We start from the raw sequence: 13658 nt of genomic DNA, 5'->3' as shown, positions 1-13658 counted from the left end.
GTGTCGCCGGCCAGCAGATGCGTAAGCAGCGGCGCCGTGGCCGCCATGGTCAGCCCGCAGGCCAGCCCGTAGGCGGCGGCCAGCCACCCGTAGCGGCGCAGGAATGCAACGTCCTTGCCAAGCAGGCGCACAAAGGTCGTCAGCATGCCGGCTCCTCTTGCGCCGCAGCCATCGCATGACCGCCCTGCGCCCAAAGCCGCGCATAGCAGCCGCCTTGCGCCAGCAGCGCGTCGTGCCGCCCCTGTTCGGTGATGGCCCCGTCTTCCAGGACCAGGATGTGATCGGCATGCACCACCGTGTCCAGCCGGTGCGCGATCACCAGCAGCGTGCGTCCCTGCGCAAAGCGCGACAGCGCTTCCTGAACGGCCGCCTCGTTGCCGGCATCGGCCGCAGCCGTGGCTTCGTCCAGCACCAGCACGGGCGGGTCGAGCAGCACGGCGCGCGCGATGCTTACACGTTGGCATTCGCCGCCCGAGAGCTGCGCGTCTTCGCCAATCACGGCGTCGTAGCCGCGCGGCAGGGCCAGGATGCGGTCGTGAATGTTCGCGGCCCGCGCAGCAGCCTCGATTTCCTGCTGGGTGGCGCCCGGCCGGCCCAGCGCGATGTTGTCACGCACGCTGGCGTGGATCAGCCGCACCTCTTGCAGCACGAAACCGATGCGCCGGTAGAGCTGCGCGCTCTCGATCTGGCGCAGGTCCGCGCCGCCGAGTGTGATGCGCCCTTGCGCCGGGTCGAAGAAGCGCACCAGCAGGCGGGCGAGCGTGGATTTGCCGGCGCCGGACGGGCCGACAATGGCGGTCACCGTGCCGGGCGCCAAGGTGAAAGTGATGCCGGACACGGCCTCGTGGCCGTCGCCGTAGCGGTAGCTCACGTCCTCGAACCGCACTTCGTGGCCTTGAGGAATTTGGCCGTCGCCGGCCGGTGGCATTTCCAGAACAGGCGTATTCATGAGGGCCAACACGCGCTGCGCTGCGCCCGTGGCGCTGCCCAGATCGTGCAGCAGCGTGTGCAGCAATAGCATCGGCGCGCAGATGCCCGGCGCCACCAATGCGAAAGGCAGTACGTCCACCGGCGCCATCCAGTCCAGCGCCACGAACAGCGCGCCCGCGCCCAGCACCACGCCCAGAACCGTGACCGGCGCGATCAGCGCGTGGGCCCGCGCCATCGCGGCGATCAATGGCCGGGTGAAGTCGGCAAAAGCCGCGGCAAAGCCGTCCACCGCGTCCCGGTAGCCGCGATGCGCCTTGCCGGCAGCGCCAAACGCCTTGACCACGGGTATGCCATTGACGAATTCGACGGTCGCGCCGTTGAGGCGGCCAAGCCGTTCCATGAACACCGGCATGTTCGCGCTGCCGGCCTTCATGGCCCGGCGCAGAAAGAGGAAGAAGCCCGGAAACGGCAGCAACGCCGCGATGGCAAGGCGCCAGTCCTGCGCAAACAGGTAGACCGCCGACGCCGCGATGGCGCCGCCGGCGCGCCCCACGGCCGTGAAGAAATGCGCGGTGAGGCTGTGCAGCGTCGCCATGTCGTCCTGCAACGCCTGCTTGACCTCGCCCGAGGCCCGGTCCGTGAACCAGCCCAGCGGCACGTGCGCCAACCGCCGCGCGCCGGCCAGGCGCAGATGATGCGTGATCCGGTTGTCGGCCAGGTGGGCGGTCAGTTCGGCAGCCGACACCAGCGCCATGCCCGTGAATAGGCACGCGACGGCGGCGGCGACAGTCCACCAAAGCTCGGGAGCCGTCGGTTCGGGACCTTCCAGGATGAGGCGAGCCATGTGTGCGATGGCGGCGAGAGGCGCCAGCGTGAGCATGGTGCCAACTGCGGCAAGCGCGGCGGCGGCAATGAGTTGCCCGCGGATCGGGGTCAACACCAGGCTGAGCGGGCCGGGTTGTTTAGCGTGGGCCGGCGCGGCTCCGGAAGTGCTCATGAACGAAGTACCAGGACGAAGTTGATAATTATTTGCATCACTATAAACTAAATCTTGAAATAGTTGCATAGCAATAAACTAAATAATTGCGGGACGGGTTAAAGTGCGGGATCGCCGACGCCAACACCAGGGATCAGACATGCAGCCGCCAGAGCGCCGCCCCGCACGGGGACGCCCTCCCACCATTACCCGCGAGCGGATCGCCGATGCCGGCATCGCTGTGGGCCTGCCCAACATCACGTTCGTCGGCGTCGCAGCGGCGCTGGGCGTCAGCCACATGGCGCTGTACAAGCACGTGCCCAGCCTGGAAGAGCTCAAGCGCTTGGTCGCCGAGGAGATCTTCAAGCGGTGGCAGATTCCGCAGGCCTGTAGCCACGATCGCGGCGATCTCAAGGACTACCTGACGGTGTTCGCGACGTCCGTGCGCGAGTTCGTCAAGGCGCATCCGGGCGTGACGCCCTACGTCATCCGGCGGCTGGCCGCGACGCCGTCCATGCTGGCGAAGATCGACGGGCATCAGCGCCACATCGCCGACGCCTATGGCATCTCAAAGGAACAATCGCGCATCCTGCTGGCGACCGTGGCGTTTCACGGCCTTGCGGTGGCGGACACGGTGTATTCGGTTGCCGGGCTGGAGCCGGTCGTCGACGCCGCGCGCACGGCGGAAGAATCCGAGATGGAAGTGGAACTGGATCAGGGCATGCAGGCGCTGATCATCGGTTTGATGGCGATGCTGGAAGGCGCTTAGCTGGTTTCGCGCTGGACCAGTTCGAAACCCAGATCCACGTGCCGCTCGGGCACGGGTTCGGCCGCCAGATGCTGCATGAGCAATCGCGCGGCGGATAGCCCGATCTGATAGCGCGGCGTGGCGATGGTGGACAGCGGCGGCGTGGTCCAGGCCGTGCCCGCCAGGTCATGAAATCCGACGATCGCCATCTGCTCAGGCACCTGCAACCCATCGCGGCCGCATTGGAACACCGCGCCCTGCGCCAGGTCGTCGTTGCAGAAAAACACGGCGTCGCAGTCGGGATGACGCGTATGCAGGTCCTGCATCAACGCGGCGCCCAGGCTGATCGACGATTTTTCGGGCGTCATGATTTCCAGCGCCGCGTCATACAGGCCCGCATCGCGCAGCGCCTGCCGGCACCCCTCGCAACGGCGCAGCGACCGCGGATCCAGCTGCGCGCCAATGATGCCGATGCGGCGGTAGCCGCGTTCCACCAGATGACGGCCGGCCGCGTAGCCCGAGTCGAACTGTGAGAACCCGACGCTCATGTCGTCGTTGCCTTCCAGCGTTTCGATCGTGTGCACCGTGGGAATCGCCTGCGCGCGCAGCAGTTCCCAGACACCCGGATTGTGATCGATGCCGGTCAGCACCAGCCCGTCGGGCGAGTGCTGCAGATACTTGCGCAGCAGCGCCTCTTCTTCGTCCGGCGAGTAGCCCGTAACGCCGATCAGCATGTGATAGCCGTGCTGGTCCAGCACGTCCTTGATGCCCGTGATGATGTCCACGAAGACCACGTTGCTCAGGGACGGAATCAGCACCACGATGGTCTGCGACCGGGCCGACGCAAGCGCGCTGGCGGCGTGGTTAGGCACGTAGCCTAGTTCCTGGCACACCCGCGCGATGTGCTGGCGCAGGTCTTCCCCCACCTTGTCCGGCGTGCGCAGCGCCCGCGAGACCGTAATGGCGCTGACGCCGACGCGCCGAGCGACGTCCTGCATGGTGACGCGGCCGGCGCGCGAGCTTCGGGGTTTGCGGATGGACATGGACCCTCGCGATGAATGCAAGCGCGTAGTCTGACGCAAAAAAAGAGGCTTGCCAAAGCAAAAATGTTAGCGCTAACATGATCCGCATCAAACGACTAGAAAACTCCGGGAAAACGGAGAGGAGACAACCATGCAAGCTTCCCCACTGGGGCGGCCAGGGCCATCGCGCCCCGGCCGGTCGCCGCTGGCCCGCGCCGCGGACTGGTGTTTTGTGCTGCAGACCTGGCTGATGGTGGCCTGTCTGATCGTGATGGTCGTGCTGCTGTTCGGCAACGTGGCGCTGCGCTATCTCTTCAACTCCGGCATCAACGTGTCCGACGAAGTCTCGCGGTTGGCGTTTGTCTGGATGATCTTCCTGGGCGCGGTGATTGCGCTGCGCGAACATCAGCACATCGGCGTCACCATGTTGGTCGAACGCTTCGGCCCGGGCGCGCGCCGCGTGTCGCACATTGCCTGCCAGCTGATGATCCTGTGGGTGCTGTGGCTGATGGCCGAAGGCGGCTGGGTCCAGACGGTGATCGGCCTGGACACCGTGCTGCCCGTCACCGGCATGCCGCTGGCCGTCTTCAACGCGGCGGGACTCTATGCCGCCGTGGCGATGGGCATCCTGACGCTCATCGACCTGGTCCGCGTGATTGCGGGCGGACCGCTGCCGGCGGAATCCAGTCCGGAAGACCCGGCGGTCTGACCCGGCCCCTCCCCGCCCCCACTCATTCGCCCGGATATCCGCAATGATCCTGACCGTCTTCCTAGTCGTGCTGCTCGGGCTGATCGCCCTGGGCATGCCGATCGCCTTCGCGCTCATCATCAGCGCGATCGTCATGATGTTCCAGCTGGACTTCTACGACACCCAGCTCCTCGCCCAGAACATGCTGTCCGGCGCCAACAGCTTCACGCTGATGGCTGTGCCGCTTTTCATGCTGGCTGGCGAACTGATGAACGCCGGCGGCATTTCGCGCCGCATCGTGCATCTGGCCAACACGTTCGTGGGCCACATCCAGGGCGGCCTGGGTTATGTGGCCATCTTCGCCAGCGTGCTGCTGGCGTCGCTGTCTGGCTCGGCCGTGGCCGATGCCGCGGCGCTGGGATCGCTGCTGATCCCCATGCTGCGCGAAAAAGGCTATGACGCCGGCCAGGCGTCGGGCCTGATCGCCTCGGGCGGCATCATCGCGCCCATCATTCCGCCGTCGATCTCGTTCATCATCTTTGGCGTCGCCACCAATGTGTCGATCACCAAGCTGTTCTTCGCCGGCATCGCGCCGGGCCTCATGATGGGGCTCACGCTGGTAGCGGTGTGGACCTGGGTTGCGCGCAAGCACGGCAGTATCACGCCCTCGCCTCGCGAGCCGTGGAGCAACCGCCTGAAGGCGCTGCGCGGCTCGCTGTGGGCGCTGTTCCTGCCGGTCATCATCATCGGCGGCCTGCGGGGCGGCATCTTCACGCCCACGGAGGCGGCGGTCGTCGCCGCCGTGTATGCGCTGCTGGTCAGCCTCTTCGTCTACCGCGAGATTGGCTGGCGCGACCTGGGACCGCTCTTTATCAATGCCGCGCGCACCACTGCCGTGGTCATGTTCCTGGTGGCGGCCGCCATGGTCTCGTCCTACATGATCACGCTGGCGGACCTGCCGCAGGATTTGATCGCTTTGCTCGAACCGGTGATGGACCAGCCCAAGCTGCTCATGTTCGCGCTGCTGATCCTGCTGACCTTGGTGGGCACGGTGATGGACCTGACGCCGACCATCCTGATCCTCGCCCCGGTGCTCATGCCCGTCGTCATCAAGGCGGGCATCGACCCCGTCTACTTCGGCGTCATGTTCGTCATGGTCGGCAGCGTCGGCCTGCTGACGCCCCCGGTGGGCACGGTGCTCAACGTGGTTTGCGGCGTGGCCCGCATCAATATGGAAACCATCTGCAGAGGGGTGTGGCGCTACGTCGTGGCCTACACACTGCTGCTGGTCCTGCTGGTGATCTTCCCTGAACTGATCACCGTACCCGCACGCTGGATGCACTAGCGGCACTTGAAAACCCCCGAGGAGAAACACCATGATCAAGCAATTCAAGACCCGCATTCTTGTCCTGGCGACGGTGCTGTCCTGCACCGTCGCCGGGGTGGCCGCGGCTGCGGACGTCAAGCCGCGCCTCATCCGCTTCGGCTACGGGCTGAACGAGGAAAGCGTGCAGGGCCGCGCGGCCCGCCATCTGGCGCAGGAACTGGAAAAGGTCAGCAGCGGCAAGCTCAAGATGCGGACCTTCGGCTCGGCCAACCTGGGTTCCGATGAACAGATGCAGAGCGCGCTGGTGGGCGGCGCGCAGGAAATGATGGTGGGGTCCACCGCGCCGCTGGCGGGCATGGTCAAGGAGTTCGGCGTGTTCGACCTGCCGTTCCTGTTCAACAGCGAAAAGGAAGCCGACGCGGTGCTGGACGGTCCGCTCGGGCAAGACCTGCTGAAGAAGCTGGAAGCCAAGGGCATCGTCGGCCTGGTCTACTGGGAAAACGGCTTTCGCAACATGACCAATTCCAAGCGGCCGATCACCCGCGCCGAGGACCTGCAAGGCATCAAGCTGCGCGTCATGCAGAACCAGATCGCACTGGGCGTGTTCAACACGCTGGGCGCCAATGCAGTGCCCATGCCGTTCTCGGAACTGTTCACCGCACTGGAAACGCGCACGGTGGACGGCCAGGAAAACCCCATCACCACGATCCAGAGCAGCAAGTTCTACGAGGTGCAGCCCTACCTGACCATCACGCGTCACGTCTACACGCCGTGGGTAGTGCTGGCGTCCAAGAAGTGGTGGGACACGCTGTCGCCTGAAGAGCAGAAGCTGATCCGCCAGGCCGCCGCATCGTCGCGCGACTTCGAACGGCAGGACAGCCGCGCCGATTCCACCAAGGCCATGGGCACGCTCGAGAAGAACGGCATGAAGATCAACACGGTCACGCCGGAAGAAGTGGCCCGCATGCGCCAGAAGGTGCAGCCCGTGGTCGACAAGTACACCCAGGAGCTCGGCCCGGAACTGGTCAAGCAGCTGAACGACGAAATCCAGAAGGCGCGCAACTAGCGTCGCTGGTGGCCCGGATCCGCCTTTGGTCCGGGCCCGTATGCAACCTAAGCGAGACAGCCATGTCCCAGACACCCCGCCGACTGCGCAGCCAGAAATGGTTCGACGATCCCTCGCACGCCGACATGACGGCGATCTACGTCGAGCGCTATCTCAACTACGGCCTGACGCGCCAGGAACTGCAGTCGGGGCGGCCGATCATCGGCATCGCGCAGACGGGCAGCGACCTGGCGCCCTGCAATCGCCATCATCTGGCGCTGGCCGAACGCATCAAGGCGGGCATCCGGGACGCCGGCGGCATCCCGATGGAGTTCCCGGTGCATCCGCTGGCCGAACAGGGCCGGCGGCCCACCGCGGCGCTGGATCGCAATCTGGCGTATCTGGGTTTGGTTGAGATTCTGCATGGCTATCCGCTGGATGGCGTGGTGCTGACCACGGGCTGCGACAAGACCACGCCCGCCTGCCTGATGGCCGCGGCCACCGTGGACATTCCAGCCATCGTGCTGTCCGGCGGTCCCATGCTGGATGGCTGGCATGAGGGGCAGCGCGTGGGGTCGGGCACCGTCATCTGGCACGCGCGCAACCTGATGGCCGCGGGCAAGCTGGACTACGAAGGTTTCATGACGCTGGCCACGGCGTCGTCGCCATCGATCGGCCACTGCAACACCATGGGCACCGCCCTGTCCATGAACTCGCTGGCCGAAGCGCTGGGCATGTCGTTGCCCACCTGTGCAAGCATTCCCGCGCCGTATCGCGAACGCGGCCAGATGGCTTACGCCACCGGCATGCGCATCTGCGACATGGTGCGCGAGGACCTGCGGCCTTCGCACATCATGACGCGGCAGGCGTTCGAAAACGCCATCGTCGTTGCCTCGGCACTGGGCGCGTCCAGCAACTGCCCGCCGCATCTGATCGCAATTGCGCGCCACATGGGCGTCGACCTGAGCCTGGACGATTGGCAGCGGCTGGGCGAAGACGTGCCGCTGCTGGTCAACTGCGTGCCGGCCGGCGAGCACCTGGGCGAAGGCTTTCACCGCGCGGGCGGCGTGCCGGCCGTGCTGCACGAGCTGCTGGCCGCGGGCCGTCTGCATCCTGACTGCGGGACCGTGTCGGGCAAGACCATCGGCGACATTGCCGCAGCGTCCAAGACCCATAACACCGACGTCATCCGAAGCTGCGACACGCCGCTCAAGCACCGCGCTGGCTTCATCGTGCTGTCCGGGAACTTCTTTGATAGCGCCATCATCAAGATGTCGGTCGTGGGCGAGGCGTTTCGCCGGGCGTACCTGTCGGAGCCCGGCTCGGAAAACGCCTTCGACGCGCGTGCCATCGTCTTCGAAGGCCCGGAGGACTATCACGCCCGCATCGAAGATCCGGCCCTCAACATCGACGAACATTGCATTCTGGTGATCCGCGGCGCGGGCACCGTGGGATACCCCGGCAGCGCCGAGGTCGTGAACATGGCGCCGCCGTCGCATCTGATCAAGCGCGGCATCGACTCGTTGCCCTGCATGGGCGACGGCCGCCAGAGCGGCACGTCGGCCAGCCCTTCCATCCTGAACATGTCGCCCGAAGCCGCAGTGGGCGGCGGGCTGGCGCTCCTGCGCACCGGCGATCGGATCCGCGTGGACCTGAACCAGCGGTCGGTCATCTTGCAGGTGGATGAATCAGAACTGGAACGGCGCCGCCAGGAACCGGCGTACGAAGCGCCGCCGTCGCAGACGCCCTGGCAGGAGCTCTACCGGCAGACCGTGGGGCAACTGTCCACGGGCGGGTGCCTGGAGGCGGCGACGCTGTATTTGAAGGTGGTGGAGACGCGTGGGGATCCGCGGCATTCGCATTGAGGTATGCGGGCGGTGCGGGTTATTTGCGCGACGGCGTGTCGGCCTGATCTGTGGCTGGTTCTTTGGTTGCGTCAGAGGCCAGTCCGGTAGTCGGGTCGTTGAGCGGTTCGGCTGCCGGGTCAGGGGCCTGGCCCTCGGCACGCGGGCCGGGCCGGCTGAGCACATAAGCCGCGCTGGCCAGAAAGAAGATGCCCACGCCGATGGCCAGCAACGGCGAGGGATTCGCGCTCCAGTAGAACAGCACATAGCCCGCTGCCATGCCCAGGCTGGCGTACGTTTTGCCCTTGCGCGATACCGCGCCCTGTTCACGCCAGGCGCGCAGCGATGGACCGTATGTCGGACTGTCCAGCAGCCATTTCTCGAGCCGGGGCGACGAGCGCGAAAAGCAGCCCACGGCCAGGATCAGGAAGATCGTCGTCGGCATCACCGGCAGAAAGGCGCCGATGACGCCCAGCGCCAGCATCAGGCAGCCCAGGCATAACCAAAGTGCTCTCATCATGATGGTGTGCAGGATATCGCAAATGGGCGGGTGGGGAACCGGCTGCTTCGCGCCGCGACCATTGCCTGCTCCGCCCGGATCGTCTGCCGTGCCCGCAACGTCTGCCCTGCCCGCATTATCTTCGACGCCCCCAGCATCGACCGGCTCAGGATGCGGCGGGCTCCGGCATGCGGGCGCGCAGCATCCTGACGAACTCCGCATCAGGACTGCCGCCTGCGTCACGCGACCGGTGAACCATGGCCCACGCCTCGCCATACTGGCCGCGCCAGTAGTAGGCAGTGGCCCATGACGCATACAGATAACCCTTGTCCGGCTCGACGGCCTCGCCCTTGCGGTACCACTCGTCGGAACGCGTCGTGGCCGCGATGCGCGCCTCGGGCGGCAGCGTCTTGTCTTCTGCCGCACAACGCGCCGCGATCCGGCCCGCGTCCGCATAAATGCCGCGAAACGCGGGCGGATTCAAACTGATCGCGCGGTCCATCATGCTCATCGCCTGGCAGACTTTGCGCTGGCTTTCCAGAATGACCGCGAAACCCGCGTATACCTCGGCGTTGTCGGGATTGAGCAGCCAGGCCTGATTGAAGCGCCGCATGGCTTGGCCGGGCTGGTCTTCACGGAAAAGACGATAGCCCGCTTCGACCCGCGCCTGCGCTGCCGCCGATGGCGACGCAAACGCTTTTGCGGCCTGTGCAACCTGTTGTTCATCGCCCGCGCGCAACGCTGCGGCCACGCGGCGATCTGCGCCGGCATACATCGGCGCCTCGTCGCTAGCCGTTTGAGCCGGCGTCGGCGCCTTGATTGCGCAGCCGGGCAGCCACAGCAACTGAGCCAGAACGAACGCCTTCAACGTGCAATGCATGGGCGGGCTTTGAATTGGGAAAGAAGGAATATACCTGCGTGGGTATTGATGCGACGCTATTGCGATACTGATGCGACAGCGTTGCGATACCGATGCGGCGATGGTGCGAACCCATGCAGCGATGTTGCGAACCGATGCGAGGATCGCGCCGCGCGCTTGATTTGCTAAAAGCACCGTCGCACGCGGAAAAGCAAAAAGCCGCGAAGTCGTAAGACTGTCGCGGCTTTTCAGGTCTGTGTCCGACTAGCTCTATCGAACACACCTTTGCAGGAATTTGGTAGGCGGTATTGGAATCGAACCAACGACCTCCACGATGTCAACGTGGCGCTCTAACCAGCTGAGCTAACCGCCTGCAAAGAAGAAGAATTATATAGTGCTTTTTTAAACTGTGCAAATCGTCTTGGAAGATTTTTTGCAGTTTTTATTGCGTTTCAGGTTTTGCGAAGCTTGCCTTGCGGCTTTGCCAAACTGACCCTTGCGCAACGCGTTTGGAATCTAGGATTAACCGATTTGGAAACTACCAATTAGGTATTAACCAAGCGGCCAATCAACCCTTTCCACACGCTTTAAAGCACTACTTCTTTTCCTTCAATTTCGTGTCTGCGTCATGTGCTGCAGCAACGAAGAACGAGATTCTATCAGAACTTTTTATTCCTTGCTCGACTTCGACGCCACTACTCACATCAATCGCCCAAGGCCGCACGGATTCGATGGCCGCGCCGACGTTTTCTGCATTCAATCCGCCCGACAGAATCAACGGGCGGGACATGGGATCGGCCCGCACATCATCCAGCAACGCGTAGTCGAAACCGTGTCCGCTGCCGCCATAACCGGCGCTGTAGCTGTCGAACAACCATCCCGCGGCTTGGCCGTATGCGCGGCAAGTGGCTGCCAAGTTGTCCGCCGTCTCCAGGCCGGGCGCGCCGGCACGGAAGGCCCGCAGGTGGCGATGCCCGTAGCGCGCGCATTCCAGCGGCGTTTCGTCGCCGTGGAATTGCAGCAGGTCGGGCCCGACTTCGCCCAGCACCGTGCGCACCTCTTCCTCTTGCGCATTCACGAAGAGCGCGACGACGTCGACAAACGCCGGCACCCCGCGGCGCAACTGCGCGGCGCGAACAGGCGTGAGACAGCGCTTGCTCTTGGGATAGAAGACGAAACCGATCGCGTCGGCGCCTGCCGAAACGGCGGCTTCAATGTCTTCTTCGCGGGTCAGCCCGCAGATCTTTATGCGTGTACGCATGGCATTTTCTGGATGTGTCGCCCCGCGGCGACTGGATGGGCCAGTATATCCGGCCCCTACGTCCCCGGCGCGCCCAGCGTCGCCACCATGTTGTCGAAGCTGCCCTCGGCCATGCGGAACCACGGGACCTGCTTGCCGCGGAAAGCCAGCATGCTGTCGTAGAGCTTCTTGAACGTCGCGTCTTTCGCGCTTAATTCATTGCAGGCCGCCACCGTGGCTTCGTGCGCAGCTTGCAGCACCGGCCGCGGATACGCCTTCAGTTGCGCACCCTGTGACACCAGCCGGCGCAACGCCTCCGGATTGTTGGCATCGAACGCGGCAATCATGTCGTTGCATGCGGCGGCGCAGGCCAGGGACAGCGCGGTCTGATAGGCCTTGGGCAGCTCGCCATACGCGTCTTGATTGACGTACAGCGACAACTGCTGCGTGCCGGCCCACCAGCCCGGAAAGTAATAGTTGCGCGCGACCTCGAACAACGCGAACCGCTCATCGTCGAACGGGCCGATCGTCACCGCGCCGTCCACCAGGCCTTGCGCCAGCGCGGCATGCACGTCGCTCGCGGGTATGTCGACCGGCGTCGCAGCCAGTCGCGACAGGATGTGGGCGGCAAAGCCATCGGCCGCTACCTTCAGGCCGCGCAGGTCATCAACGGTCTTGATCTCGCCGCGGAACCACCCGCCCATCTGCGCGCCGGTATAGCCGCAGGGAAAGTTCAGGATGCCGAACTTGGCGAAGGCCTCGCGCGTCAGCGTCAGACCCTCGCCTTTCCGCATCCATGCGTTCATCTGGCGCGTGTTCAATCCAAATGGCACGCCGCCATCAAAACAGAGCGCCGGATCGGTAGTGAAATACCTGGCCGACGCCGCATGGCCGCATTCGACGATGCGGTGCTGCACGGCTTCCAGCGCCTGGCCCGGCTGGAACAACTGGCCGGCCGGAAAGACCTCGATGTTGAAGCGCCCGTCCGTGACCTCGGCCAGATATCGCGCGACGTCGGCGGCCCCCGCAAACAGCGTCGCCGCATCGGCCGAAAAATCCGAAGCCAGCCGCCAGGTGAGGTTGGGCGCTTCCTGTGCGATGGCGGGAGCGGCCAGCACGGCGCTGCCGGCGGCGGCGCCCAGGGCGGTCTGCTTCAGAAACGCGCGGCGTTGCATGGCGCATGCCTCCAGAAAGGCGCGGGATCCCGCCGGCTGCGCGGCGGCTTCCCTAATAGGATTGAGTAAAGGGCGAAAGCAGCGACGCCCCGCCATCGAGTTCGCGCAGCCCGAAGGCTTCCGGGTAATCGATGCTGGCAAGGTACAGGCCATCCGGCGCAAAGGTGGGCGCGCCGCGTTTGCGGTCACGCCACGCCAGAAGCTGCGTCATCCAGTCCACCGATTCCCTGCCCTGACCAACCTGCAGCAGCGCGCCCATGATGTTGCGCACCATGTGATGCAGAAAGGCATTTGCCTTCAGCGTGAAGACGAGGAACGGTCCGCGCTCTTCGATCTCGAGGCTGTGCATGTGCCGCACCGGATGCTTGGCCTGGCATTGCGAGGAACGGAAGCTGGAAAAATCATGTTCACCAACCAGTGCCTTGGCCGCAGCGCGCATGGCGTCCACATCGAGCGGCTGAAAGCACCAGCCGGCACGCCCTGCCCACAGCGCCGGACGCACCCGGCCGCGCCAGAGCAGATAGACGTAAGTGCGGGCGCGCGCCGAAAAACGCGCGTGGAATTCGTCGGAGACTTCCTCGGCCCATTGCACCGAAATGCTGGGCGGCAAAAACGCATTGACGCCTCGTACCCAGGATTCGGTCTTGCGATTCAGCGCGGTGTCCAGATGGACCACCTGCATCGCGCCATGCACGCCGGTATCGGTGCGTCCGGCGCAGATCGTGGGCACCGGGTCGGCGACGCCACAGAAACTAGCCAGGGCGGATTCCAGCGAATCCTGCACCGTCTGCCGGTGCGGCTGTGTCTGCCAACCCTGCCAGGCGGAGCCGTCATACGCCAGCCCCAATGCAACTCTAGACATGCTTCAAACCCGAGGACCGCCGATACGGCGCGGTTCGTCCGTGGGCGGTACGTCCAGGTCGAGATTGATGGTGTCGAGCTTGCGGTTCAGCGCTGCCGTATCCAGCGCGGGCTCGTTGTAGGTATAGCTGTCCTCGTCATCGTCGTCACGCCGCGCGGCGGCCCGGCGCAACAGCCAGGCAATAGCGAAGGCGACCAGCGCCAGCACCGCGGTAACGATCACGAGAAGATTGTCGGCCAGCCAGCCGGGCATGCCAGTTTGCACAGTTTTGTCCGGAAGCGTGCCGACGGGTTTGTCGGCGTCGGAGGGTGAAGAGGTGGTGGCACCGGGAGTGCTTGCTGCGTTCGGGGTGCCTGCTGCACCTGGGGTGCCTGCTGCGCCCGGAGCGCCTGCTGCGCCAGCAGCGCCTGCGGCGCCGGGAGTACCTGCTGCGCCCGGAGTAC

At 65.0% G+C, this 13658-nt stretch carries 12 protein-coding genes, 1 tRNA gene and 1 pseudogene; 5 read left to right on the top strand and 9 right to left on the bottom strand.

Annotated elements, in window-relative coordinates; translation table 11 throughout:
• Nucleotides 1-139: 139 nt before the first annotated feature.
• Nucleotides 140-1927 carry an ABC transporter ATP-binding protein gene (locus tag B3446_RS06930; protein WP_291378739.1) on the bottom strand — a complete coding sequence of 596 codons (1788 nt, stop codon included), beginning with the start codon at nucleotides 1925-1927 and terminating at the stop codon, nucleotides 140-142.
• 139 nt (nucleotides 1928-2066) lie between these two features.
• On the opposite strand from B3446_RS06930, the gene B3446_RS06925 reads away from it, so the two are divergent.
• A complete protein-coding gene (locus B3446_RS06925; RefSeq protein WP_175124004.1) occupies nucleotides 2067-2675 on the top strand; it encodes a TetR/AcrR family transcriptional regulator in 609 nt (202 codons plus the stop codon).
• On the opposite strand, the gene B3446_RS06920 is transcribed toward B3446_RS06925, so the two are convergent.
• Nucleotides 2672-3697, bottom strand: coding sequence for a LacI family DNA-binding transcriptional regulator (locus tag B3446_RS06920; protein WP_291378736.1), 1026 nt, complete (start codon nucleotides 3695-3697; stop codon nucleotides 2672-2674). The two genes, B3446_RS06925 and B3446_RS06920, sit on opposite strands and share 4 nt — an antisense overlap.
• Nucleotides 3698-3827: 130 nt before the next feature.
• On the opposite strand from B3446_RS06920, the gene B3446_RS06915 reads away from it, so the two are divergent.
• The 4 genes from B3446_RS06915 (at nucleotide 3828) to B3446_RS06900 (ending at nucleotide 8601) form a co-directional block, all read left to right on the top strand.
• Nucleotides 3828-4385 carry a TRAP transporter small permease gene (locus B3446_RS06915; RefSeq protein ID WP_291378734.1) on the top strand — a complete coding sequence of 186 codons (558 nt, stop codon included), beginning with the start codon at nucleotides 3828-3830 and terminating at the stop codon, nucleotides 4383-4385.
• A gap of 43 nt (nucleotides 4386-4428) precedes the next feature.
• Nucleotides 4429-5709 (top strand): TRAP transporter large permease, encoded by a 1281-nt coding sequence (locus B3446_RS06910; protein ID WP_291378732.1) that lies wholly within the window; start codon nucleotides 4429-4431, stop codon nucleotides 5707-5709.
• 31 nt (nucleotides 5710-5740) lie between these two features.
• On the top strand, nucleotides 5741-6757 hold the full coding sequence (locus B3446_RS06905) for a TRAP transporter substrate-binding protein (protein ID WP_291378730.1): 1017 nt from the start codon (nucleotides 5741-5743) through the stop codon (nucleotides 6755-6757).
• 62 nt (nucleotides 6758-6819) lie between these two features.
• Entirely contained in the window at nucleotides 6820-8601 is a 1782-nt protein-coding gene (locus B3446_RS06900) for an IlvD/Edd family dehydratase (protein WP_175123999.1), read from the top strand.
• 19 nt (nucleotides 8602-8620) lie between these two features.
• Here the strand turns inward: B3446_RS06900 and B3446_RS06895 are convergent, their stop codons facing one another.
• From B3446_RS06895 to B3446_RS06865, 7 genes and pseudogenes are all read right to left on the bottom strand, one after another.
• Nucleotides 8621-9100 (bottom strand): YbaN family protein, encoded by a 480-nt coding sequence (locus B3446_RS06895; protein ID WP_224776785.1) that lies wholly within the window; start codon nucleotides 9098-9100, stop codon nucleotides 8621-8623.
• A 145-nt stretch (nucleotides 9101-9245) separates the two neighbouring features.
• On the bottom strand, nucleotides 9246-9959 hold the full coding sequence (locus B3446_RS06890; RefSeq protein ID WP_291378726.1) for a tetratricopeptide repeat protein: 714 nt from the start codon (nucleotides 9957-9959) through the stop codon (nucleotides 9246-9248).
• Nucleotides 9960-10234: 275 nt separating this feature from the next.
• A tRNA-Val gene (locus B3446_RS06885) sits at nucleotides 10235-10311 on the bottom strand.
• Nucleotides 10312-10533: 222 nt separating this feature from the next.
• The gene (locus B3446_RS06880; protein WP_291378724.1) at nucleotides 10534-11199 is read right to left on the bottom strand and encodes a phosphoribosylanthranilate isomerase; all 666 of its coding nucleotides are present in this window, start codon (nucleotides 11197-11199) and stop codon (nucleotides 10534-10536) included.
• A gap of 56 nt (nucleotides 11200-11255) precedes the next feature.
• Nucleotides 11256-12353, bottom strand: coding sequence for a TRAP transporter substrate-binding protein (locus tag B3446_RS06875; RefSeq protein WP_291378722.1), 1098 nt, complete (start codon nucleotides 12351-12353; stop codon nucleotides 11256-11258).
• 52 nt (nucleotides 12354-12405) lie between these two features.
• Nucleotides 12406-13215 (bottom strand): tRNA pseudouridine(38-40) synthase TruA, encoded by an 810-nt coding sequence (gene truA / locus B3446_RS06870; protein ID WP_291378720.1) that lies wholly within the window; start codon nucleotides 13213-13215, stop codon nucleotides 12406-12408.
• Between the two features lie 3 nt (nucleotides 13216-13218).
• Nucleotides 13219-13658 (bottom strand): annotated as a pseudogene (locus B3446_RS06865) (peptidoglycan-binding protein LysM); the annotation flags it as partial.

The organism is Achromobacter sp. UBA5777, from assembly GCF_002418565.1.
Taxonomy (GTDB): Bacteria; Pseudomonadota; Gammaproteobacteria; order Burkholderiales; family Burkholderiaceae_B; genus Achromobacter; species Achromobacter animicus.
Note: the sequence above shows the minus strand (reverse complement) of the source record. Positions and strands in the feature narration are given on the sequence as shown.